We start from the raw sequence: 21,563 nt of genomic DNA, 5'->3' as shown, positions 1-21,563 counted from the left end.
CGCTGGACCTCATACCCCCGCTGCGATCCACAGCCTGTGTTCTCGCGCCTCTTCAGCAAGAACACGCGCTGCGGCACTGGGGCCTGCCGCACCGAGGTTCCGGCGGAACTCGGCCAAGTAGCTAACGCACCGCGCGGACTTGAGCTGTTCGCCGAGATCCAGAGCGTCAAGAGCCACACGGCATGCTTCCTCGGCGTCTCCGGCGCGCAAGTGGGCGTCGGCGAGAACCATGGTCGCGAAGAAGTCGCTTCGTACGTGGTTGCCGCTCATGGCGTTCTCGGCGTGAGCTACGGCCTGACGTGCGCTGCTGACGTCACGGAAGCAGTGGGCGGCTTCGGCGGCAAGCTCGGCCTCGTCGAAGTAAGTGATCCACTCCGGCTCGTCCTCGCTGTTCCGGCTTTCGAGGGCTCTGGTCGCCGCGCTCAGGGCGGCTTCGCAGGCGGCTACATCTCCGGTGCGAGCAAGCGCGCGGGCCTCCATCGCATGGAACTGGGCCCGCAACGTCGGGGTGGCGACTGGCGAAATGCCCATGAGCGCTGCGCGGGCGAGAGTTGCGGCCTGGATGTACCGACCCAAGAAGGTTGCCTGATGGCTCATCGCTGACAGGATGCTGCCCGCAAGCCGGCGGTCGTTGGCGTCCTGGGCGAGGCGGAGGGCTTGGAGGAAATACCGCTGGGCGAGTCCGTGACGGCAGGCGTCGTAGGACATCCAGCCTGCGAGGAGCGTTGCTTCCGCCACGGTGGAGAACAGGGCCCGGCCTACCTGTTCGGTGTACCGGCCGCGGAGGAGCGGGGTCACATCGTTGTTGAGGTACTGGATGACCGAGTGACGCGCGTGATCTCCGCCGAACTGGTCGTCGAGCCGGGCGAACATGTCCGCCGTGGTCTTGACGGCTGCCACGTCGCCGAGACCGACTCGTACCCCCTCGGCACGCGGCCGGGGGATGCTGGGCTCGGGCGCGACCAGCCACCGTAGGGACGCCTCGTTCCACGCGGGCTCGGATGGCTCCGCCGTGAGCAACGGGTCGTACTGATTGAGATCCGCACGCCACAACTGACCCACCGTCTGAATGGCGTCATCCGTGCTGGCTGGATACGCGGCGTCGAGCACGGCCGCATCCTGTGGCTCTCCGTGACTCAGGCCGAGCACTGCCGCGCCGGTGCCGAAGACATCGCACAGCAGCGGCCCGTAGAACTCGTCCGGAGTGCTGTGGCCGTTCTCCCAACTGGCGATACGGCGCTTCACGCTGGCGTCCGCCGGGAGTTGGTGCCCACGCTGGGCGGCGGCCTGCCGTAACTCCCTCACCAACCGTGGCTGACTCCAGCCTCGGCCCGTACGGGCCTCACGTAAGCGGACACTGGTCGGCTTCATGAAGACGTGACCCCTCGTTACTTCTGCATGTGCCGGTGCGACAACTCGGCTTGCGTGAACGAATGTACGCGTTGGTCATTGCTTCTTGCAGTCAGTAATCGGAGATCGTCCGCAGGGAACGAGTGACGGGGGATGACGCGACATGCGTGGACGCGTCATCCCTCGTCACCTCTCGTCATCTGCCCTGGCCAGGGGCCGGACCGTGAGTCTGGACCTACGGCGGCATCGGGGCCGCACCGAAGGTTGACTGAGGGTGAGACGACGTGCAGAGGATGACCAGGCGAGGCGTGGAATGGCTGTCTGCGGCGGCCGACAACCCGGAGGAGTGTCGGCAGGCCTGGGCGGACGACCCGCGCATGCCCTGCCTGTTGCCGACCGGCCGATTCTTCGATGTGGTGAGCGTGGATCAGCGCCTCGGGATGGAGATGTTCGACCGTCTTCAGCGGACCGGGATGCCGCACGGACCCTCGGTCATTGACCGAAAGGCGCAGAGAGTCGGCTTCTTCCTCTCTTCACAGAGCCGTGAGACCTTCACCTTCTACCTGGGGCGCGAGACGTCCTCTCCGCCGCCGTTCCGGTACCTCGGCCAAGGTTCCGCCGTCGTTGTGCCGGGCCCCATCCCACTGTCCGAGGACCGTTATCAGTGGCTTCGCGCCCCGACGCGTCGGCCGGAGGCCAACCCGCTGCGCCCGGTTGCCCTGGCGACCGCGCTGGTCGCCTCCGCGGAACTCCTGGCAAGGATCGACCGCTTCGACGAGCGGTACCCGACCCCCTACTCGGCGGTCGCCGCGCTTCCCGAGGAGACGACCACCGATGCCGGGTGAGCCGACGGACAGGCCCGATGCTGCCGTGTGGTCGCCTCTGGAAAGCGACGGCTGGTATGCGGCCCGGAACGCGACAACGGCCCTGCGAGACGTCCTCGTGCGCGCGGGCCTGGAGAAGGATTTTCCGTACCTGCGCGCGGACTTGAACGCCTTCGGTCACGGCCTCGTGGAGCTGGGGCGGGTGTCTCCCGACACGGCGGAGCGCCTGGCGGAGCTCCTGCGCCTGGCGCTGGCAAGCGGATTCGGCCGTGACCGTGACGACGTCGGGCACGCACCGACCACCGTCGAAGAACACAAAGGAAGGACCTGACGTCATGACCGACCGGCGAGGAGTAGTGGCCAGGCGGGCGGAAGACCTGGTGCCCGGGGTGCCGTACGTCCGCGGCTGGAACCGTGCACGACGAAGCGCCGGCACTCTGGCCGATCAACTTGTACTGCTGGGCCTGGACTCCGACTTCCCCGGTCTGCTGGCTGACGTGAACGTCTTCGGTGAGGGCTTGGTGCAGCTCGGGACCGTTCGTCCTGAAGCAGCCGATCTACTGGCGACGTTGATCACGGCGGGACTCGAAGCCGAGTCGCACCGCATGGCGGCTGAAACGCCCCCGGCCACGCGGCGGCAGGCGTCGGCGGCCTGAACCGTTCCTCAGACGCCAGCCGATCGCGGTCCGAGTCCGCTCCCTCGATCTGTTGGCCTGGCCCCGTACGACACCGTCCCCCGCGCTGTCGTACGGGGCTCCTTACTGTCCAGCGCACGTCGCCTACCTGCCTGCCGCTCGGCCGGGACCGGCGCCCCAGCGCCGCAGCCCGGACGAAGCGGCAGGCCGAACCGCGACATCGGATTGGGAAGCTTGGGTAGCTTCACGGCGGACGTTGAGATGACCTGCGGCGCAGCGACGTTGGAGCCTCGGCCGTACACGAGGCCAGTCACTATGAGCAGTCCGCAGTTTGACCAGGGTTGCGGGCCTCGGAGACCAACTAGTACGGCGGGCGGGGCACGTTGGAAATTGGGGGTGATGTGGCGCTTCAGGCGGCTATCGTCTGCACATGAGATCAACCGCCCGGCCTCGGCTCTCCGTTCGCGTGGGCGCGGCCCCAGTGCCCGCCCTGGTCGAGGGGGTGCCCGCATCACTTGAACCTGCGCTTCGTGACTGGATCTTCGAGACAGCGGCTCAAGGCCGACAGGAGGTGCGGCACGTTCTGATCCGGCTGGATCTCGAACTGCCGAGGTCGTACCTGAACCAGTATCAGCGGGAACTGAGGGAACGTGAGGCGGAGCTGGCGGAGCTCACCGCGCAATGGGAGGCAGAGAGTTCGATGCGGGAGGAGAAGGCGTACGTCCCCGGTCGGCCGTCTGTGCCGATGCCCCCGGACCCGCACGTGCGCTTTCTTGCGTACGGCACGGAGCCGGAGATCCTTTGGGACGTGGTCGATGACCTCCTTTCCGTGTTGTGCAGCGAGCCACTGCCCCCGGAAACGCTGCCGATCGTCGCTCGTTGGCACAGCGGCGCCAGACGGACCAAGCGGATCATCGAGCCGTTGAACCGCCTGCTAGTTGAATCCCGCTCGGTGTATGAGGTCGCTCCGGATCGGCGTGGCCTCCAGAGAAGAATGGAGGAGGGACTCAGCGAGGCCTTCGCTACGGCAGCAGACTCGGCTGAGAGCAGTGGTTACCCGGCGGCCCGTCGGCACCTGGAGCGGGCCCGCGACAAGTTGTTCGCGGTGCACGCTGACGCAAGCGGTGCCTACGTTGACCTGATCCGCGCGGTGGAAGCAGTGGCCTGCCCGATGTTCCTGCCACGCAACCCGCTGCCTACCCTCGGCAGGGTTCGTGATCATCTTCGGGATGCAGGAGCGAAGTACGAATGCGTACTGACCGACAAGTCAGGGACGCAAGGCACAACAACCGGGGTAGTCGCCATGCTCACTGATCTGTGGGAGGGGCACGGTGACCGGCACGCGGGTGGTCCGCGTGAAGTCCCGGTCTCCCAAGAAGCAGGCGAAGCAGCGCTGAGTATTGCGACCGCTCTGGTGACGCTCTTCAGCAGGAGAGCGGTGCGTTTGCGCCCCGTGGGACGGCCGGGAGCGTGACGTCCAAGGGCATGCAGGTAGACACGCAGCAACGCTAGAGGGCCCTACCGATTCGATAAGGGCCCTCTGGTCAGCTACGTAGCTGTCGGGTTGCGGGAGGTGAACCCACGACTGCTTCGTCCCGAAGCAACTTGGGTGAGGGCGCTGCCTTGGGCCCGCCCGGCTCTCACCTGCGCTGATGGTCCGCAGACGTCCGCGCTCGTCCGCCGCTGTTCGTCGGCGTTGTCACGCAGTTAGACACTCACCCCACGACTCCGACTCACTTCTTGCGGGGCTTGCTCGCCCCTCTTCTTCAGCTCGGTTTGGGCACGCTTCGTCCAGTCACCTTGGTGGAGGTAGCAACGCGACGTGCCCTTCATCGTCTTGTGCGGCAACTGCCTCGATCCATCGGCCAACCACATTTGCCCTGCTTTCTCTCACCCACGGTCCTTCCCCCTCCCACTGGTTCGCCTTGAGTTCGGACATCCAGCGTCGGGCGCTCTGCCCATGCAGGGCAGGGTGCATGGCTGTTGGCATCGGGCGATCCGGGCGCACGTCGGTAAGTACGACGAACCCCATGGGTTTGCCACCCACCACCGCTTTGAAAGAGAGAGGCTGAATGACCTCACATTTGAACCGCGATTCACCAGTCGAGGGAAAGGGGCAGGTGTCCGACCACGGGGCACCTTGCTGACCGTGGCGACCCCGGTCCATGAGCATCCCGAGTGAAGTCGAAGACAGCTGACGTCTTGGTGGCTACCGTTCAAGAGCCCGCCTACCGGATGACCGCAAACACTTCGTGCGAGCGGGGTCGTGCTGCATGGAGGTGGCACGTCGACTCGTGTAGCTGGCGATCCAACCCCGGACGACGCGTCTTTTGGGAGCCAGCTGCCGGGCCCATGCTAGGTCGCCGGCGTAGGAGCATAGGATTTGACAGAATGCATCATCCAGAACGCCGCAAAAACGGGCGAAGAGGGGCGGATGGTGATGTTATGGGAGCGCGCAAGCCTCCCAGGCAGGTCGGTAACTAGCTGCGGAGATGGCCAACATGCAAGACACTTCAGACGTTACTCGCCGGCTTTGGTCCCTCTGTTCTGTACTTCGCGACGAGGGCGTCACCTATCACGAGTACCTGAATGAATTGTCATACTTGCTATTTCTTAAGTTGGCCGATGAGCTTAAGATTGAGCAACTCATCCCGCGCGAAAGTCGCTGGCAAGCTCTGCGATCGGCACCTTCGTCAGAAGCCCTCGCGACTTACGAACGCACCCTGGTTAACCTCTCCACGGCCAAGTCTCAGATCGTTCGCGAGATCTACGCTGATTCATCTACTCAGGTGCGTAATAGTGCATCGTTGTATAAACTGATCAGCGAAATTGACAGCATCGACTGGTATCGGGCAAAGCAGAATGGTCTAGGTGACGTCTATGAAGGATTGATCGAGAAGAACGCACAAGAGTCACGGTATGGCGCAGGGCAATACTTCACTCCTCGACCAGTGGTGGACGCGCTAGTGAAGGTACTCAAGCCGACGGGGGGCGAGGCTGTCTATGACCCGGCTACGGGAACTGCTGGCTTCCTAGTTGCCGCAGGTCTATTTGCCCGCTCGATGGGTAGCGGTGACCTCCGGCTGGTCGGGAACGAGTTGGTCCATGACGTGCAACGCATGGCTCTCATGAACCTTCTATTGCACGAGCTACGGGGTGAGATTACGAACGTCGACACTTTGAGTCAGCCCCCTAGAAAACCGGCGGTCGACGTAATCCTCACGAATCCCCCCTTCGGACTGAAGGGTTCGCTGAGTTCGGAGCAGAAGAAGCAACTGGATTTCCCCACGTCCAATAAGCAGCTTGCCTTCATCCAACATTGCTATAAATCGCTTGCGAAGAACGGTCGGGCAGCCATTGTGGTCCCCGACAACGTTCTTTTTGAGTCTGGCGTTGCCTGCTCGATCAGGAGGGTTCTGCTAGATAACTTCCGTCTGCACACGGTGCTGAGCTTGCCCACTGGAATCTTCTATGCAACCGGAATTAGAACTTCAGTGCTTTTCGTCTCAAATGACGGTAGGAGCGATGGGACGTGGTTCTATAATCTGCGCAGCGAAGGGACCACTTATGGGAAACGGCGGCAGCTAACAGACAGCGACCTCGACGACTTCGTCACAGCTTATGGAGAGGACCCGAACGGCAGGAGCCCGCGCAATCCGACTGAAAGATTTCATTACCTTTCTCGTGAAGATATTGCTTCAGACGGTGAACGTCTCGACAAGGCAGAAAAGTTCACGAATGAGAGTTCGACTCAGCCCGGCAACCTGCTGGACTTGACGAATTTGCTCAGCAAGGAACTGGAAACTGCTAGGTCTGCTATCGAATCACTGGAACGAATCTTGGAGGCCTACGGTCTCTCCCGCACTTCGGCCGAGACTTCTTAAGGGGCCAGCGAATGATTGACCATCTCAACTTTCCACAAGGCTGGTCCACGTGCCTAGTGGGCGAGGCTGGCGAAGCAATTGTGGGTCAGCAGCGTACCCCTGCTGCAGCAAACGGTCCCGACAACCGGCCTTATCTGCGGGTGGCGAACGTCTTCGATGACTGCTTGGACTTGGAAGAACTTGCGACCATGTCCTTCTCGCCCGAAGCCCGGCTACGCTACCGACTTCAGGCTGGCGATGTACTTCTGTGTGAGGGGCAAAGTAGAGAGCTAGTTGGCCGTTGCGCATTGTTCAATGGAGAGGTTGAGGAGCTTTACTTCCAGAATCATGTTATTCGATTCAGGCCACATGAAGAAATTCACCCAGACTTTGCCCTTCTGGTTTTTCGCGCCTACCAATATAGTGGTATTTTCTCTGCTCTAGCCCGGGGGACGACCAACATCGTTAATCTCGGTCTCAAGCGTTTCCGTGGCCTTCCCTTTCCGGTACCACCCCTTGAGGTTCAGCGGGAAATTTCTGAACGGTCCCGACAGGTACAGGACCTTCTTGATCTGACAACGGATGCGTTGCAGAAAACCTCCCCTATGGTTTCCGACCTGCCGCAGAAAGTGCGTGATCGGATAATCCTAGGTGATACTTGTTTGGATCTAGACACTACCCCGGAGCTGATTGAAGGGGAATGGAGGAAGGCCAGCGAGGTAGTTGGTGAATCGTCGCCAATCGTCTATGGGATTCTCCAACCTGGACCGGACATTTCTGGTGAAGATGGGGTGCCTTACATCCGGGGACAGGATCTTCGAGAAGGAGAAATTCTAGAGCAGCAGCTAAGGCGCACCAGTCCCGAGATTGCGCAAAAGTATGAGCGGTCGGCATTGCGGCCGGGCGATGTACTGTTGGGGATCATTCGCCACACGCGTGTAGCCATCGTTCCTCAGGAGCTTGACGGTGCGCAGATCACTCAAGGGACCGCGCGACTCAGGCCGGCCGCCGAAATCGATAGTTCATTCTTGGCTCATTGGTTGGCAAGTGGTGCTGCCCAGGCTTGGCTACGTGGTCGTATGCGAGGTATCAATATGCCTGGCCTAAACCTCGCTGACGTGAGGCAGCTCCCAGTGCCGCTCTTCAGCATCGAGAAACAGCGTGAACTAGTAACACTGTTGGACGATGCAATCGCGGAGTTGGACCTACTGCGAGAGAAGATTGAAACAGGCCTCAATCGATCTAACATGATTGAGCGTGCTCTGATTGTCTCGCTGGCATATGGGGAACTGGCAGAAGAGATTTCCAGAGAGCAACCTGGCAGAGGCACCTCCGCTAACCTGGTATCCAGCCTACGGGCAAAAGCCGGAAATGAGTCTCGAGAAAGCAGGAAGAAGGAAGTGGCTGCAAAGAAGCGGACACCGGCTAAGGCGAACATTAAGGTGACACCCAGCAGGGACCGGCTTATTGAGGCTCTGCGGGCTGCAGGAACAAGGGCTACTCCCGAAGAGCTTTACGCTTCCTTGGCCTTGACCGAACAGGACATCGATGAGTTCTACTCGTTGCTGCGGGAGCTCGAGACAAATGGCCTCGTGCAGGTGCACCGACCTGATGACACTTCGGTCTTCCTTGAGGTGTCGTCCTGATGCGTCTCCTTGAGGTAGAAATCCCAAGGTTCAAGAATCTTCGAGATTTCCGCGTAGAGTTCGCCGGCGCCTCAGGTGTATCGGTACTTGTCGGGAGGAACGGCGCTGGAAAGTCCAACCTGCTAGAGGCGATAACACTCATCTTTCGTGATTTGGATCTGGGTGTGGCACCATCTTTCGCCTACCGAATCCGATATCTAGTACGCCAGTACGACGTCGACGTGTCGGCCACAGAACAGGATGGACGCTACCGCCTTAACTGTTTGGTCGGAGGCGAGCCCGTCCCGGCTAGCCGCTTCACCGGGGCGGCCGGAGCACGATACCGTCCGCAGCATGTATTCGGTTACTACTCAGGTCCAAGTAATCGCCTGGAAGACCACTTCGTGGCTCACCAAGAGCGATTTTATAAGGACCTGGTTGGTGGTAACGACAAGCCCATTAGGCCGCTATTCTATGCACGTAATGTTCATTCAAACTTCGTGCTCCTCGCCTTTTTTCTGGATGATGATCCTGCAGTGCAGTCTCTGCTTAAGGACCATCTGGGGATTCAAGGACTTGATTCTGCATTGTTTGTTATGCAGAAACCATCCTGGAACAGTCATGACGGCGATCCGCGGTTTTGGAATGCGCGCGGTACCGTACGGGGTTTGCTTGACAGCCTCTATCGGCTTGCCCTCGCTCCGCTACGTATGAAAACCCGCGTTAGGACTGGATTTAATAGTCACGTTCGATCCGAACATCTGTTCCTCTACTTGCCTAGCCTCGACAGAGTTAGAGAATTGGCCAGCAGCTACGAAACTAACCAGGAGTTCTTCAAGGCCCTGGAGAGCACGTATATCTCCGAGCTGATCAACGACGTGCGTATCCGGGTCTCCATTAATAAAGCTGATGCACCACTGACTTTCAGAGAGCTCAGCGAGGGTGAGCAGCAACTGTTGCTGGTTCTTGGTCTCATGCGGTTCACCAAAGAAGAGGAGTCATTGTTCCTCCTCGACGAACCGGATACCCATCTCAATCCGGCTTGGAGCGTTCAATACAAACAGTTCCTGCATGATTTCGGGGGGCTGGATGCTGGGTCTCAGGTCCTCATGGCAACTCACGACCCCTTGGTTGTAGCCAGCCTTACCAAGGATGAGGTCAGAATCCTACAGCGCCGGGAAGACGGTCAGATTCTTGCTCTTGAGCCGTTGGAAGATCCCCGAGGCATGGGTGTTGGAGCTTTGCTCACGAGTGATGTTTACGGCCTCCGCTCACAGCTGGACTTGGAGACTCTGAGGAAGCTGGACCGTAAGCGGGAGCTCGCAGCACAAGAGACTGACCTGACTATTGAAGAGGAACAGGAGCTTTCTTCCCTAGGTCATGAACTGAGGGACCTCGGCCTGTTGTTCGAAAACCGAGACCCGGAGTTTCAGGAGTTCTTGCGGGCCAAGCTTCGCACACAGAGTCAGCCGCAAGACGAGGTCGTCCTGTCACGCGAGGAGATTGAGCAGAATAGGCGGGAGGCTGCTGAACTCGTGCGTGATCTATTTGATGTTGACGATTGAGGGGGGCGAATTTGATATTCGTTGACATCGAAGAAGTGGGACTCCGTCTCAGTGCATCCTGGCTTGCGTCTGCCAGGAAACTGAAGAAGGACCTTGCGGCGGCAGAAAGCGCAAAAGACAGGGCACGCATTATCGATGAGAATAGTAAGCTCTGGCGTGAGCTAAAGGCTGACCTTGCGGCCGTGAGTCACGGTAAGTGTTGGTACTGCGAAACGCGAGATCATCGCTCAGACAACGCGGTTGACCATTACCGCCCGAAGTCCTCAGTTAAAGGAACCGACCATCCGGGCTATTGGTGGCTGGCATTTGACTATGAGAACTTTCGTTTCGCTTGCACTTTCTGTAACTCGTGGCGTAATGGGCCTGACGGCACTGCTGGGGGTAAATCAGATTATTTCCCTGTCTTAGCTGGATCCGAGCGGGCTAAGGGTCCTGATGACATCCTGTCCGAGGAGATTCCACTCCTGATTGACCCCTGCTCCGCGACTGATGTTGCCCTGCTGTGGTTCGATGAAACGGGCCAGGTATCCGCCAATCCTCGTAGGGTTGATCTCGACAATGCTGGTGACGAAAAGGTGACTACTTCCACCAAGTATTATCATTTGGATCACGTGCCCCTAGTGGAGGCGCGTCGCGCGGTTTACGCCCAAATCCTGAAGCTTTGCGACGATGCTGACAAGGCGCAAAGGCGATGGAATGCATCGAAACAGTCGTCGGCGCGTGACCGTTATCGAGAAGCTATGAATGACCTGGCGCGATCGTTGAAGCGGACTAGAGAGTATTCGGCCGTGGCTATGTGTGCAATTCGGAGTCATCGAGCGACAAGTGATTCGGCACGGATTGTCTTCGATTTCCTGAACAGATAGCTCGAAAAGGTCGGCGGAGCGGCTTTGGGCTGGAGCTGCTTTGGCGCGAGTGATCATGGCCCCGTAAGCTTCCGGCGCGTCGGGCAGTCTGTGGACCTGCCCGGTAAAGCACGACGTTGGGGCCATGATCTTCGAGGCTCGCGCCAAAGTGGCTGCCTAAAGCCGTGGAGCCGACCGCCCCAGCCACGACGTACCCCTTCTCTGGCATCAGGCGGCTGCATGCTTTGAGCGCGGCGCGGGCGCCGGCCGGGCTGGAGCGGGGCGGAGACAGGAGCGCAGGCCCGGCCGGGGGCCGGGCCGCGCGCGGGGAGCGGAGCGAGCCGCCTTGATGACGTAGAGAAAGTCTGAGCCAAATCGGCCTGTGCTACAGCTGGAACGACAGTTCCAACTCGTCGCCTGGAAGGTGGAACTCCTCCAGGGCGAGGGGCTTGTCTGACTCGGTGAGGGTCACGCGGATGACGTGCAGCAGCGGGACCCCGTCCGCGAGCCGTAGTGCTTGGGCCTGGTCCGGCAGGGGCATGCGGGTGCGGACATATTCCGTGAAGTGGAGTTCGTGGCCCAGGTCGGCGAGCGCGGTGTAGAGCTCCGGCGCTGGCGGGGGTGCCTCTTCCTCGTACTTGGTGTCGATCAGCACCGAGAACGGGATGTAAGTGCGGTGGAGCTGTCGGATGCGGCCGTGGGCGGCGGTCTGTAGGGCGTCGTACGTGAACATTGGCTCGCCTGGCGGGATGCGGAGTAGGTCCGCGAGAGCAAGCGGGGCGTCCGTGCGGGTGGCTACTGGCGGCTCGGCGTCTGTCCAACTGATGCCGTCTGCCTCGACATAACGGCCGTCTGTGGTCCTGCGTACGCCGCGCGGGCGCGTGTGGCTGGGGCGGCTGTGGGGGGAGCGAGCGAAGGTGCCGCGGCCCATGATGGCCTCGACGAGACCTGACGCCCGGAGTTCACTCAGGCCCTGACGGACTGTGGGACGCGTCACGCCGAACTGCTTTGCCAGTGCCTCCTCGGACGGGAGCGGCTGGCCGGCGGGGAAGGTGCCGTCCAAGATGCCTTCGCGCAGGTAGTCGGCAATCTGCCGGTACTTCGGCTGCGTGTTCTTCGGCGGCATGCGGGGCCCTCCGTGGCCGTGGCTTCTGCGGGCTGTGTGTCCTCGTAGACAGCTTGTCCACGCTCGTGGACAGCTTCGCTCATCGCTAGGTCGGTTGACAACCCGTACTACGGGTGGTCACTCTTGTCTTCGTTACCCGTACTACGGGTGGTCTAGCAATCCGTAGGGTTGGCCTACGGATGCCGAAGATGAAGGAGATCCGAACAGTGGCAAGCCTTCCGATCGACACCGCGAAGTTCTCGGGGATCATCTGTGCCGTTCCCCCGGCTCCGCGGGTCGCCAACCGTGAGACCGGTCAACTCCGCGTTGACCGCGACACGGGCAAGACCGTGTATCAGGTCGGCCTCTGCCTGATGGCGGGGACGTCGGCCGACGTCGTGAACGTGAGCGTGGCCGGTGAGCCGGCCGGTGTACAGCTCGGTATGCCGGTGGCCGTGCGGGACCTGGTGGCCACGCCGTGGGAGAACGAGGGGCGGCACGGGATCGCGTTCCGCGCGGCGGAGATCCGGCCCCTGAGCGCTCCCGCCACTCCGGCGGGTAAGGGGGCCAGTCAGTGATGACGCTGGCCTCCGCCGCTTCGGCCGGTGAGACGTGGCCGAGTTGGCTCCTGGTGGTGGCCGCAGTGCTGGTGTCGGGTCTGCTTCTGGCGGGCCCGGCCCTGCGCCGCTGCTATCCAGTCGCCTGGTGGCTGCTGTGTGGATTTCCCGCCGCAGTGTTCCAGGTCGTGCACACCTGGCGACCTCTGATGGCTGGCTGCGGGCTCGCCGTGAGCCGTCGACCAGCGCTGACCGTGGTGTCAGGGCTCGTCGGTAAAGGCGCGCCTCCGCCGCAGCCGCGAGTGCCGCGGCGGGGACTCATACGCCCGACCTCCAGCGGCTTCGTCATGCTCGTCCGACTGCTGCCGGGCCAGGTGCCGGAGCACTTCGTCAAGGCTGCGCCCGCCATGGCTGAGAACTGGCAGGTGCATGTGGTGCGGGTGACCTCCTGGAAACCGGGGGTCGTACGGATCGTCGCCTCGGCGGCCGACCCGTTGGCCGATCCTCGGGTGCCGAAGCAGCGTGGGCCCGGCCATCTGCTTCGGGTGACCGTGGGCGCCCTGGAGACCGGGGCCGCGTGGGTGGTCGACCTGCGGCGCGTTCCTCACTGGCTGATCGTCGGGGCCACCCGCTCAGGCAAGTCGACGCTGATCAATGCCCTCGTGGCGGGCCTCGCTCCGCAACCCGTCGCCTTGGTCGGGATCGACTGCAAAGGCGGAATGGAACTGTCCCTCTACGAACCGCGGTTGTCCGCCCTCGCGACCAACCGAGAGCAAGCGGTCCGGCTGCTGGCTGCCCTCGTCGACCTGACTCTTGACCGGATGACCCTCTGCCGGGCGGCTCGCGTCCGGAACATCTGGGGTCTGAGCGATGACGAACGCCCGGTTCCCGTCGTGGTGATCGTCGACGAGATCGCGGAACTGTTCCTCGTGGCGAGTCGGAGCGAGAAGGACGAAGCGCATGCGGCCGGTACGGCACTGATCCGGCTGGCCCAACTCGGGGCGGCACTTGGGGTGTTCCTCGTCGTGGCCGGCCAACGCGTCGGCTCCGACCTGGGGCCCGGTGTCACCGCGCTGCGGGCACAGCTGGGCGGCCGGGTGTGCCATCGCGTGGCGGACCCCGGCACGGCCGAGATGGCGCTTGGCGACCTCAACCCCGACGCGTTGAAGGCGGCGCAGGCCATCACCCCGGAACAGGCCGGTACGGCGGTCCTCGCTCCCGGTGACGGCTGGGAACGCGCCCGGTCCCACCTGATCACGGAAGCGGAGGCGGAAGCCGTCGCCGCCGAGTACGCGCACCTGACTCCCGTCCTGTCCGAACTGCACGTCGAAGCGCTGTGAGAGGGGACTGCCGTGCTGGTGTCCATGTCGGCCGTTCTGCTGCTCGGCCTGCTGATCTGGTTCCTCCTGCGCATCCGCTACCTCAGGTGGGCCGAGGCGCTGCTCTGCGGAGCCTTCGGCTTCCTGCTCTCCCGGACCATGGCCGCGCCCGTGGTTCAGGCATTCCTCGACGGAGTGAACGGCTTCCTCGGCCAACTCCGCTTCTGAAACGCCCCACTACAGACCAGACAAGGGGACTTCCTGTGTCCGACTACGTCATCCGTGCCGGTGACCGCGCCGCCTTCCTGGCCGGCCTGCGGGAGCTGGTCGACTTCCTGACCGCCAATCCGGCCGTCGTCGTACCGCGTCACGCATCCGTCGTCGTCCTGGTCGACGCCTCCGACTCCGTCGCTCGCCGCGACGGGGTGGAGTTCGTCGCCGTTCCGCTCGGCGTGCCGACGGAGGACATCGGCCGGGGCTACTTCGACGCACGCCGCGACTTCGGACCGATCTCGTACAGCGCCCTCGGGATTCCTCCCGAGGAACGGCAGTGATCGCCCGTACGACGGGCTCCCGACGGGGCGCGAAGTCGCCAAACCCGACCCCGTCAGGAACCCACTCCATCCGCCACATGAGCAGTGAAAGGAGCACTCACACTTTGTCCACCGCGCATCATTCGCGCAAATCCCCGCCACTCGACTGCGACCTCAGACAGCGTGACGCACAGGTCTCGACCTGTGCCGGACGGGAACAGATCGTCCTCGTCGAACTCGACGGAACCGAGCAGTGGCTGTGTCCCGCGCACGCGGCGGCCGTCTGGCTCACGGACCCGACGCTCCGCTTCAGCGCCAAGACTCGGCCGGAAGGGATCTCGGCCGTGATGGGGCAGGCGTTCGGCGACGGGGGTGGTCGCCGATGACCACCGTCTTTCCGCAAAACGTTGCCGCTCTCGTCGCCAGGGCGTCTGAGCCGGAGTTCTCGGCCTGGCGCCGGAACATCGTCCGTCTCGGTGGCTGCACCAACCCGATTCACCTGGTCGGCGCGGCCACCGTCTACGACACGACGACCGGCGCGGCTCTGCTCTCCTACGGCTCGGACGTCTACGGCGGTCGCCTGCTCACTGCATGCGGCAACCGGCGGGCGACGGTCTGCCCGGCCTGCTCGGCTGTGTACCGGGCGGACACGTACCAACTCGTTCGTGCCGGTCTCGTCGGAGGCAAGGAGGTGCCGGAAGCGGTGAGCGGTCGCCCGCGGGTGTTCGCCACCCTCACCGCTCCCGGCTTCGGCCCGGTCCACACGCGCCGTGAGCGTGACGGGCGCGTGCTGCCCTGTCGGCCTCGGCGGGTCGGAGACTGCTGCCCGCATGCGGCTCCGGCCGGCTGCCGCGAGCGGCACTCGGCGGATGATCCCCGTCTCGGTGAGCCGCTCTGCCCGCGCTGCTACGACTACGCGGGGGCGGCCCTCTGGCACGCGTTCGCGGGTCGGCTGTGGCACCGGTTCGGGCTGGAGCTGCGGCGGGAGGTCGCACGGCGGGCCGGTCTGTCGCGTACGGAGTTCGGGGAAGTCGCCCGACTCTCGTACGCGAAGGTCGCCGAGTACCAGCGGCGGGGTCTGATCCACTTCCATGCCGTGATCCGCCTCGACGGCCCGGACGGACCCGACTCGGATACGCCTGCCTGGGGGACCGTCCCGCTCCTGGTTGACGCTGTACGGGCCGTGGCCGGTCGTGTCAGCCTGACCGCTCCCGGTGCGCGCGTCATCGGTCCCCGGGTACTTCGCTTCGGTGCCCAGGTCGACGTACGTCCGGTCACGTCGTACCGGCGGGACGCGGGGGAGCAGCCTGCCTCCGCGGCCACCGTGGCGGGTTACATCGCCAAGTACGCAACCAAGGGAGCCGAGTCCGCCGGTGCGGTGGACGGTCGTATCCGTCATTCGCGCGACATGGTCATGCTGCCGGTACGAGCGCACGTCCTGCGCATGATCGGTACGTGCTGGTGGCTGGGTGGCTTACCGGAGTTCGAGCCGCTCGGGCTGCGTCGCTGGGCTCACATGCTCGGATACGGCGGCCACTTCTCCAGCAAGTCGCGCCGTTACTCGACCACGCTGACGGCCCTCCGGCGGGCCCGTGCCGACCATCGGGCGGAGCAACAGCGGGCCTCCCTCGGCCTGGCCGACCGCCCGACGGTCATGGTCGGTCAGTGGCGTTACGCGGGGCGCGGCTACTCGCCGGAAGCCGCGCTCCTAGCCGCGTCGGTGCGGGAGGGCGGTGCTCCCCATGGCGCGTGACTCCCGTACCAAGGCGGCCGAGCTGCTCACCGTGCGCCAGGTCCTCGACGAACTGGGCGGCGTCTCCCGGCGCACCTTCTACCGCTGGCGGGAACTGCGCCTCGCTCCGGCCTGCATCCGGCTGCCGAACGGTGAGCTCCGGGTACGGCGTGACGTGCTCAACGACTGGTTGGAGGACCGTGCGGAGGGGGCGGCGTCGTGAAGTCGTACAAGGTCGTCATCTGGAAACTGAGCATCAACCGGTCCGCCAAGAAGCCCACCCATCTCGTCCGTTGGTCCGTGGACGGGGAACCGTTTCACGAGTCGTTCAAGACGACGGCACTGGCCGATCGTTTCCGGGCCAAGCTGCTTCGAGCCGCTGACAAGGGCGAACCGTTCGACACCGTCACCGGGTTGCCCGACTCGCTGCGCGGTGGGAAGGCGGCGCTGTCCTTCCTCGACCTGGCACGAAAGTACGTGGACGTGCGGTGGGCCGAAGCGTCAGCCAAGCAGCGGGACAGCATGACCGATGCACTGGCGACGGTCGTTCCCGCCCTGGTCAAGCCAGGGCGGGGGCGGCCTGCTCCCGAGGTGCTGCGGCGGGCTCTGCGCTCGTATGTCCTGCCGGTTCCCCGTCGGGAGCGGGAGCGGCCCGACGAGATCGCCTCGGTGGTGCGCTGGATCGAAAAGGCATCGCTTCCGGTGGGGGAGTTGCATGAGATCGCTCGTGTGCATGAGCTGATCGACGCGTTGGGGCGGAGGCTGGACGGCAAGCCTGCAGCCACTCAGACGTATCGGCGTCGGCGCGCGGTGGTCTTCAACTCCCTTGAATACGCCGTGGAGTTGGAACACCTCACTTCCAACCCGCTGAGCCGCGTTCGGCGCAAGCGAGGCAAGCGCGCGGTACAGGAAGTCGACCGCCGGGTTGTGGTCAACCCACGGCAGGCCCGGGAGTTGCTCACCGCGCTCACCTACGTGGGCGGCTACGACCGGGCGAGCGGGCGGCGGCTACGGGCGTTCTTCGGATGCCTGTACTACGCGGCCATGCGACCGGGGGAGGCGCTCGGGCTACGCCGCTCCGACTGCACGCTTCCGGCGTCGGGCTGGGGCCGTATCGAGTTGACGGAGACCCGTCCGACCGCTGGGAAGGCGTGGACCGACTCCGGCGAGGCGCACGACCGGCGGGGGCTGAAGCAGCGGGCTCACGGTGAGGTGCGCATCGTGCCGATTCCGCCTCCGCTCGTGCGGCTGCTCCGTGAGCATCTGAAGGAGTTTGGTACGGCGGAGGACGGCCGCCTTTTCTCCAGCGAGCGGGGCAACGTGATCGCGGCCTCGTCCTACTCGCGGGCGTGGAAACAGGCTCGGGAACTGGCGCTCATGCCGGATCAGGTGTCGTCGGTCCTGGCCTTCCGGCCGTACGACCTCCGCCATGCCGGAGTCTCCCAGTGGCTCAACTCCGGTGTGTCGGCCCCGGAGGTCGCCGCTCGCGCTGGCCACTCGGTGGACGTCCTCCTGAAGATCTACGCCAAGTGCATCGACGGCCAGGAGCAAGAGATGAACGACCGGATCATGCAGGGGCTGGGGGAGGAGGACGGCCCGGACTGACATAACGGCATGAGCGACGAACGGGAGCCCCGGACCGCAGAGGTTCGGGGCTCCCGTTCGTCAGTCCACGTATAGTCCACACGGCTACGCCCAGGGGCCCCTGAAAAGGCTGCTGACCTGCGGGAAAGCCCACCAAGATCATTACGTCGTCATTACGTGATCACTGACAAACGGCTGCTTCCGGCGGCATCCGCCTGCATATACGCGAAGACCCCGTCCTCAGCGAAAGCACTGATGGCGGGGTCTTTGGGCACCTCATGCAAGGTGCCCCCGGCAGGATTCGAACCTGCGCACACGGCTCCGGAGGCCGTTGCTCTATCCCCTGAGCTACGGGGGCGTGTTCGTCGCGGTGTTCGTTGCGACGGGTAGAACCCTACCAGCTCCGTACCGGTGTTCATGAACAGGTTTCTCAGTGGTCAGGGGCGTGGTCAGGCGCGTGGTCGGAGTGGGGGCTCGGGTCGCTCGCAGGGGTTGGAAGTGGGGAAAACCCGGACGCGGTGGCCGGTCCGGACCTACTCTCGACTTGTGCCAGGCGCGTCGGGTCGGGTGCTTGTTGTGGACGACAACAAGGTCATCCGGCAGTTGATCAGGGTCAATCTCGAACTGGAGGGTTTCGAGGTCGTGACCGCGGCCGATGGTGCCGAGTGCCTGGACGTCATCCATCAGGTGCGGCCCGACGCGGTGACCCTCGATGTCGTCATGCCCCGGCTGGACGGATTGCGTACCGCCGCTCGGCTGCGCGGCGACCCCCGTACCCGTGATCTGCCCCTCGCCATCGTCAGCGCGTGCACTCAGCACGAGGTCGACAGCGGGCTCGACGTCGGCGTCGACGCGTTCCTCGCCAAGCCCTTCGAACCATCCGAACTCATCGCGCTCGTACGGCAGTTGGTCGAGCGTGGGCAGCAGGGCGCGACCGGTGGGCTGTCCATCGGCGGCCCCTTCGGCGCGGGTGAGGCCGAACGGGCCGGACGGGGTGGCCGTACCGGCGGGTGAGTGAAGCGTCCTCGGGACGTGTGTGCATCTTCGGCATCCGCACCACCCCGTCTGCCTCGCCTGTCCCACCTATCCCACCTGTCCCGTCTCCGTCTCGTCTCCTTCTCCTCTTCCTCCCCGTCTTCCTTCTCGCCAGCTGCGGCACTGCCCCCCCCCCGCACCCCCGCGTCCACATCCCGGACCATGGCCAAACCAGCTGGCCTACCCACCCCCCTCCTCCCCTACGCTTGTCCCGTGACCCCCGTCGAGCTCTCCCGTACCGTGCTGCGCGCGGTGCGTCGTGCTGTCGAGGACGGGGAGCTGAGCGTGACCGTGCCGGACGCCGTCTCGGTGACCGTGCCGGGGGCCGGCGGGTCGGGGGACTACGCCACCAACATCGCCCTTCAGCTCGCCCGGCCCGCCGGAGAGAGCCCCCGTCGCGTCGCCGAGCTGCTGTTGCCGCATCTCGCCGACGCGCGCGGTGTCAGTGGTGTCGAGATCACCGGGCCCGGGTTTCTCAACATCCGTCTGGGGAGTACGGCGTCCACCGCGCTCGTCGCCGAGATCCTGCGACGTGGACGCCGGTACGGGTTCGTCGACGACCCCGTCATCAACGAGTCCGAGATCAACGAGTCCGAGGTCAACGAGCCCGCCAGCGACGGCCCTTTCAGCGACGGCCTCGCCACCGGCAACCACACCCGCCCCGACACCCGCCCCCTGCGTCTCCACGCCCCCTACGAGCCCCGCGCCCTCGTCGTCCTGGACGTCGTCGCGCGTCTCCTGCGCTCACAGGGCGTCCGCGTCCAGACCGGGGCCGAGAAGTCCCCGTCGCCCGAGCCTGCCTGGGCGGCCGCCCTCGGTGTCGCCGGCGGTGACTCATACCGCGCGCCCCAGGAACCCACCGGCCTCGACGAACCCGGCGGCCTCGCAGAACCCACCCACTTCGACGTACGCCCCCTCCCCGTCCCCACCCCCGATCTCCCCGCCCTCCTCGCCCTCGGCCCCGACGCCGCCCGCTGGGCCCTTCTCCTTCCCGCCGGTCATGACCGGCCCCGCCTCACCACCCAGCACCTCGTGCAGCGGGAGGCCAACCCTCTCTTCCGGGTCCGTTACGCCTACGCCCGCACCCGGGCCGTCAGCCGTAACGCCGCGGACCTCGGTTTCACCGCCGAACCCGGCGACGTACGAGACGCACAGGACGTGCGAAATGCTCAGGACACGCGGAACACGCGGAACGCACGGAACATCCGAGACGCACCGGACGGCCTCGACCAGGTCGTTCCCCTTCTCGCCGACCACCCCCGCGTCCTCTCCCGCGCGGCAGCGCACCGTGCACCCGATCTGCTCGCCCGTCACCTGGTCGCCGTAGCGGATGCGGTGCTTCCGCTGCTTTCCGCGGTGCTGCCGCTCGGTGACGAGAAACCCTTGGCCGCCCACCGTGCCCGGCTCGCGCTCGCCGAAGCCGCCGGGGCGGTGCTGGCCGGTGGCCTTTCCCTGCTCGGCATCGACGCACCCGAACATCTCTGAGCGCCAGGACTCCGCAGAGCCGGCCGGTCCGAGCGCCAGGAAGAGACAGAAGAGAACACGACATGAGCCGTTCCGCACATCCCGCCGGGCCCCGTCACGCCGATGTCCTGCCCGAGGGGCACTACTCCGGTCCCGCCGCCGATCTCAATGAACTCGACCCCAAGGTGTGGGCCCAGACCGTCACCCGCGACGACGACGCGAACGGTGTCGTCACCGTCGGCGGGATCGACGTGAAGACGCTCGCCGAGCGGCACGGCACCCCCGCCTACGTGCTCGACGAGGCCGACTTCCGGCAGCGGGCGCGGGCCTGGCGTACCGCCTTCGGGCACGACGCCGACGTCTTCTACGCCGGCAAGGCGTTCCTGTCCCGTGCCGTCGTGCGGTGGCTGCACGAGGAGGGGCTCAATCTCGATGTGTGCTCGGGGGGCGAGCTGGCCACCGCCCTTTCCGCCGGCATGCCCGCCGACCGCATCGCCTTCCACGGCAACAACAAGTCGGCGGAGGAGATCGAGCGGGCCGTCCGGGAGGGGGTCGGGCGGATCGTTCTCGACTCCTTCCAGGAGATCGTGCGCGTCGCCCACATCGCACAGTCCCTCGGCAAGCGGCAGCGGGTGCAGATCCGGATCACCGTGGGCGTGGAGGCGCACACCCACGAGTTCATCGCCACCGCGCATGAGGACCAGAAGTTCGGGATTCCGCTCGCCGGGGGGCAGGCCGCCGAGGCCGTACGGCGGGCTCTTCAGCTCGACGGGCTGGAGCTGATCGGGATTCACAGTCACATCGGGTCGCAGATCTTCGACATGTCCGGGTTCGAGGTCGCCGCGCATCGCGTCGTCGGGCTGCTGAAGGACATTCGGGACGAGCACGGTGTCGAGCTGCCCGAGATCGACCTGGGGGGCGGGCTCGGCATCGCCTACACCAGCGACGACGACCCCCGCGAACCCCACGAGATCGCCAAGGCGCTCACCGAGATCGTCACCCGCGAGTGCGACTCGGCGAAGCTGCGGACGCCGCGTATCTCCGTCGAACCCGGGCGCGCCATCGTCGGGCCGACCGCGTTCACGCTGTACGAGGTCGGCACCATCAAGCCTCTTGACGGGTTGCGGACCTATGTCTCGGTCGACGGCGGGATGTCCGACAACATTCGGACCGCGCTCTACGACGCCGAGTACAGCGTCGCTCTCGTGTCCCGGCGCTCCGATGCCGAGCCGATGCTCGCGCGCGTGGTCGGCAAGCACTGCGAGAGCGGGGACATCGTGGTCAAGGACGCGTTCCTGCCGGGGGACCTGGCGCCGGGTGATCTGATCGCCGTACCGGCCACCGGGGCGTACTGCCGTTCCATGGCCAGCAACTACAACCATGTGCTCCGGCCGCCGGTCGTCGCCGTGAAGGACGGTGAGTCGCGGGTCATCGTGCGGCGGGAGACCGAGGAGGATCTGCTCCGGCTCGACGTCGGCTGAGCCGGAGCGGGTCCGGAGAACGGAAACAGGGGCGGAAGATCTTCCG

Annotated in this window: 20 protein-coding genes and 1 tRNA gene; 18 read left to right on the top strand and 3 right to left on the bottom strand. The window is 64.6% G+C overall.

The window, feature by feature from the left end; translation table 11 throughout:
- Positions 1 to 9: 9 nt before the first annotated feature.
- The gene (locus ACIQPR_RS00580) at positions 10 to 1,245 is read right to left on the bottom strand and encodes a hypothetical protein (RefSeq protein WP_403639763.1); all 1,236 of its coding nucleotides are present in this window, start codon (positions 1,243 to 1,245) and stop codon (positions 10 to 12) included.
- Between the two features lie 389 nt (positions 1,246 to 1,634).
- Between ACIQPR_RS00580 and ACIQPR_RS00575 the strand changes: the two genes are divergently transcribed.
- From ACIQPR_RS00575 to ACIQPR_RS00540, 8 genes are all read left to right on the top strand, one after another.
- Complete coding sequence (locus tag ACIQPR_RS00575; RefSeq protein ID WP_403639760.1) at positions 1,635 to 2,195, top strand: bifunctional DNA primase/polymerase; 561 nt, start codon at positions 1,635 to 1,637, stop codon at positions 2,193 to 2,195.
- A complete protein-coding gene (locus ACIQPR_RS00570; protein ID WP_403639757.1) occupies positions 2,185 to 2,505 on the top strand; it encodes a hypothetical protein in 321 nt (106 codons plus the stop codon). Before ACIQPR_RS00575 ends, ACIQPR_RS00570 begins: the two co-directional genes overlap by 11 nt.
- A 4-nt stretch (positions 2,506 to 2,509) precedes the next feature.
- Positions 2,510 to 2,830 (top strand): hypothetical protein, encoded by a 321-nt coding sequence (locus ACIQPR_RS00565; protein WP_403639754.1) that lies wholly within the window; start codon positions 2,510 to 2,512, stop codon positions 2,828 to 2,830.
- A gap of 409 nt (positions 2,831 to 3,239) precedes the next feature.
- The gene (locus tag ACIQPR_RS00560; protein WP_403639751.1) at positions 3,240 to 4,283 is read left to right on the top strand and encodes a hypothetical protein; all 1,044 of its coding nucleotides are present in this window, start codon (positions 3,240 to 3,242) and stop codon (positions 4,281 to 4,283) included.
- 1,018 nt (positions 4,284 to 5,301) lie between these two features.
- Positions 5,302 to 6,693, top strand: a complete 1,392-nt coding sequence (locus tag ACIQPR_RS00555; RefSeq protein ID WP_403639748.1) for an N-6 DNA methylase — start codon at positions 5,302 to 5,304, stop codon at positions 6,691 to 6,693.
- 11 nt (positions 6,694 to 6,704) lie between these two features.
- Complete coding sequence (locus tag ACIQPR_RS00550) at positions 6,705 to 8,318, top strand: restriction endonuclease subunit S (RefSeq protein ID WP_403639745.1); 1,614 nt, start codon at positions 6,705 to 6,707, stop codon at positions 8,316 to 8,318.
- Complete coding sequence (locus tag ACIQPR_RS00545) at positions 8,318 to 9,862, top strand: AAA family ATPase (RefSeq protein ID WP_403639742.1); 1,545 nt, start codon at positions 8,318 to 8,320, stop codon at positions 9,860 to 9,862. The genes ACIQPR_RS00550 and ACIQPR_RS00545 overlap by 1 nt, the downstream gene beginning before the upstream one ends.
- Before the next feature lie 11 nt (positions 9,863 to 9,873).
- Positions 9,874 to 10,728: a hypothetical protein gene (locus ACIQPR_RS00540; RefSeq protein ID WP_403639739.1), complete on the top strand. Its 855-nt coding sequence runs from the start codon at positions 9,874 to 9,876 to the stop codon at positions 10,726 to 10,728.
- A 364-nt stretch (positions 10,729 to 11,092) separates the two neighbouring features.
- Here the strand turns inward: ACIQPR_RS00540 and ACIQPR_RS00535 are convergent, their stop codons facing one another.
- Positions 11,093 to 11,833 carry a GntR family transcriptional regulator gene (locus ACIQPR_RS00535; RefSeq protein ID WP_403639736.1) on the bottom strand — a complete coding sequence of 247 codons (741 nt, stop codon included), beginning with the start codon at positions 11,831 to 11,833 and terminating at the stop codon, positions 11,093 to 11,095.
- 206 nt (positions 11,834 to 12,039) lie between these two features.
- Here ACIQPR_RS00535 and ACIQPR_RS00530 point away from each other — a divergent pair, with 206 nt between their 5' ends.
- From ACIQPR_RS00530 to ACIQPR_RS00500, 7 genes are all read left to right on the top strand, one after another.
- On the top strand, positions 12,040 to 12,390 hold the full coding sequence (locus ACIQPR_RS00530; protein WP_403639733.1) for a hypothetical protein: 351 nt from the start codon (positions 12,040 to 12,042) through the stop codon (positions 12,388 to 12,390).
- Complete coding sequence (locus ACIQPR_RS00525) at positions 12,390 to 13,709, top strand: FtsK/SpoIIIE domain-containing protein (RefSeq protein WP_403639730.1); 1,320 nt, start codon at positions 12,390 to 12,392, stop codon at positions 13,707 to 13,709. Before ACIQPR_RS00530 ends, ACIQPR_RS00525 begins: the two co-directional genes overlap by 1 nt.
- 12 nt (positions 13,710 to 13,721) lie before the next feature.
- Positions 13,722 to 13,916, top strand: coding sequence for a hypothetical protein (locus ACIQPR_RS00520; RefSeq protein ID WP_403639727.1), 195 nt, complete (start codon positions 13,722 to 13,724; stop codon positions 13,914 to 13,916).
- A 35-nt stretch (positions 13,917 to 13,951) separates the two neighbouring features.
- The gene (locus ACIQPR_RS00515; RefSeq protein WP_403639724.1) at positions 13,952 to 14,242 is read left to right on the top strand and encodes a hypothetical protein; all 291 of its coding nucleotides are present in this window, start codon (positions 13,952 to 13,954) and stop codon (positions 14,240 to 14,242) included.
- 361 nt (positions 14,243 to 14,603) lie between these two features.
- The gene (locus tag ACIQPR_RS00510) at positions 14,604 to 15,974 is read left to right on the top strand and encodes a replication initiator (protein ID WP_403639721.1); all 1,371 of its coding nucleotides are present in this window, start codon (positions 14,604 to 14,606) and stop codon (positions 15,972 to 15,974) included.
- Entirely contained in the window at positions 15,964 to 16,176 is a 213-nt protein-coding gene (locus ACIQPR_RS00505; protein WP_403639718.1) for a helix-turn-helix transcriptional regulator, read from the top strand. Before ACIQPR_RS00510 ends, ACIQPR_RS00505 begins: the two co-directional genes overlap by 11 nt.
- Positions 16,173 to 17,558, top strand: coding sequence for a tyrosine-type recombinase/integrase (locus tag ACIQPR_RS00500; RefSeq protein ID WP_403639716.1), 1,386 nt, complete (start codon positions 16,173 to 16,175; stop codon positions 17,556 to 17,558). The genes ACIQPR_RS00505 and ACIQPR_RS00500 overlap by 4 nt, the downstream gene beginning before the upstream one ends.
- Before the next feature lie 265 nt (positions 17,559 to 17,823).
- On the opposite strand, the gene ACIQPR_RS00495 is transcribed toward ACIQPR_RS00500, so the two are convergent.
- Positions 17,824 to 17,895: transfer RNA gene (locus ACIQPR_RS00495), tRNA-Arg, on the bottom strand.
- A gap of 59 nt (positions 17,896 to 17,954) precedes the next feature.
- Here ACIQPR_RS00495 and ACIQPR_RS00490 point away from each other — a divergent pair.
- The 3 genes from ACIQPR_RS00490 (at position 17,955) to lysA (ending at position 21,517) form a co-directional block, all read left to right on the top strand.
- Positions 17,955 to 18,551: a response regulator gene (locus ACIQPR_RS00490; RefSeq protein ID WP_403639713.1), complete on the top strand. Its 597-nt coding sequence runs from the start codon at positions 17,955 to 17,957 to the stop codon at positions 18,549 to 18,551.
- A 234-nt stretch (positions 18,552 to 18,785) separates the two neighbouring features.
- Positions 18,786 to 20,057 (top strand): ArgS-related anticodon-binding protein NrtL, encoded by a 1,272-nt coding sequence (nrtL, locus tag ACIQPR_RS00485; RefSeq protein ID WP_403639711.1) that lies wholly within the window; start codon positions 18,786 to 18,788, stop codon positions 20,055 to 20,057.
- Positions 20,058 to 20,119: 62 nt separating this feature from the next.
- Complete coding sequence (gene lysA, locus ACIQPR_RS00480; RefSeq protein WP_403639708.1) at positions 20,120 to 21,517, top strand: diaminopimelate decarboxylase; 1,398 nt, start codon at positions 20,120 to 20,122, stop codon at positions 21,515 to 21,517.
- The last annotated feature ends 46 nt before the right edge of the window (positions 21,518 to 21,563 follow it).

It is taken from the genome of Streptomyces sp. NPDC091280 (assembly GCF_044768565.1).
Taxonomy (GTDB): domain Bacteria; phylum Actinomycetota; class Actinomycetes; order Streptomycetales; family Streptomycetaceae; genus Streptomyces.
This window is presented reverse-complemented; position numbering and strand designations above follow the sequence as displayed.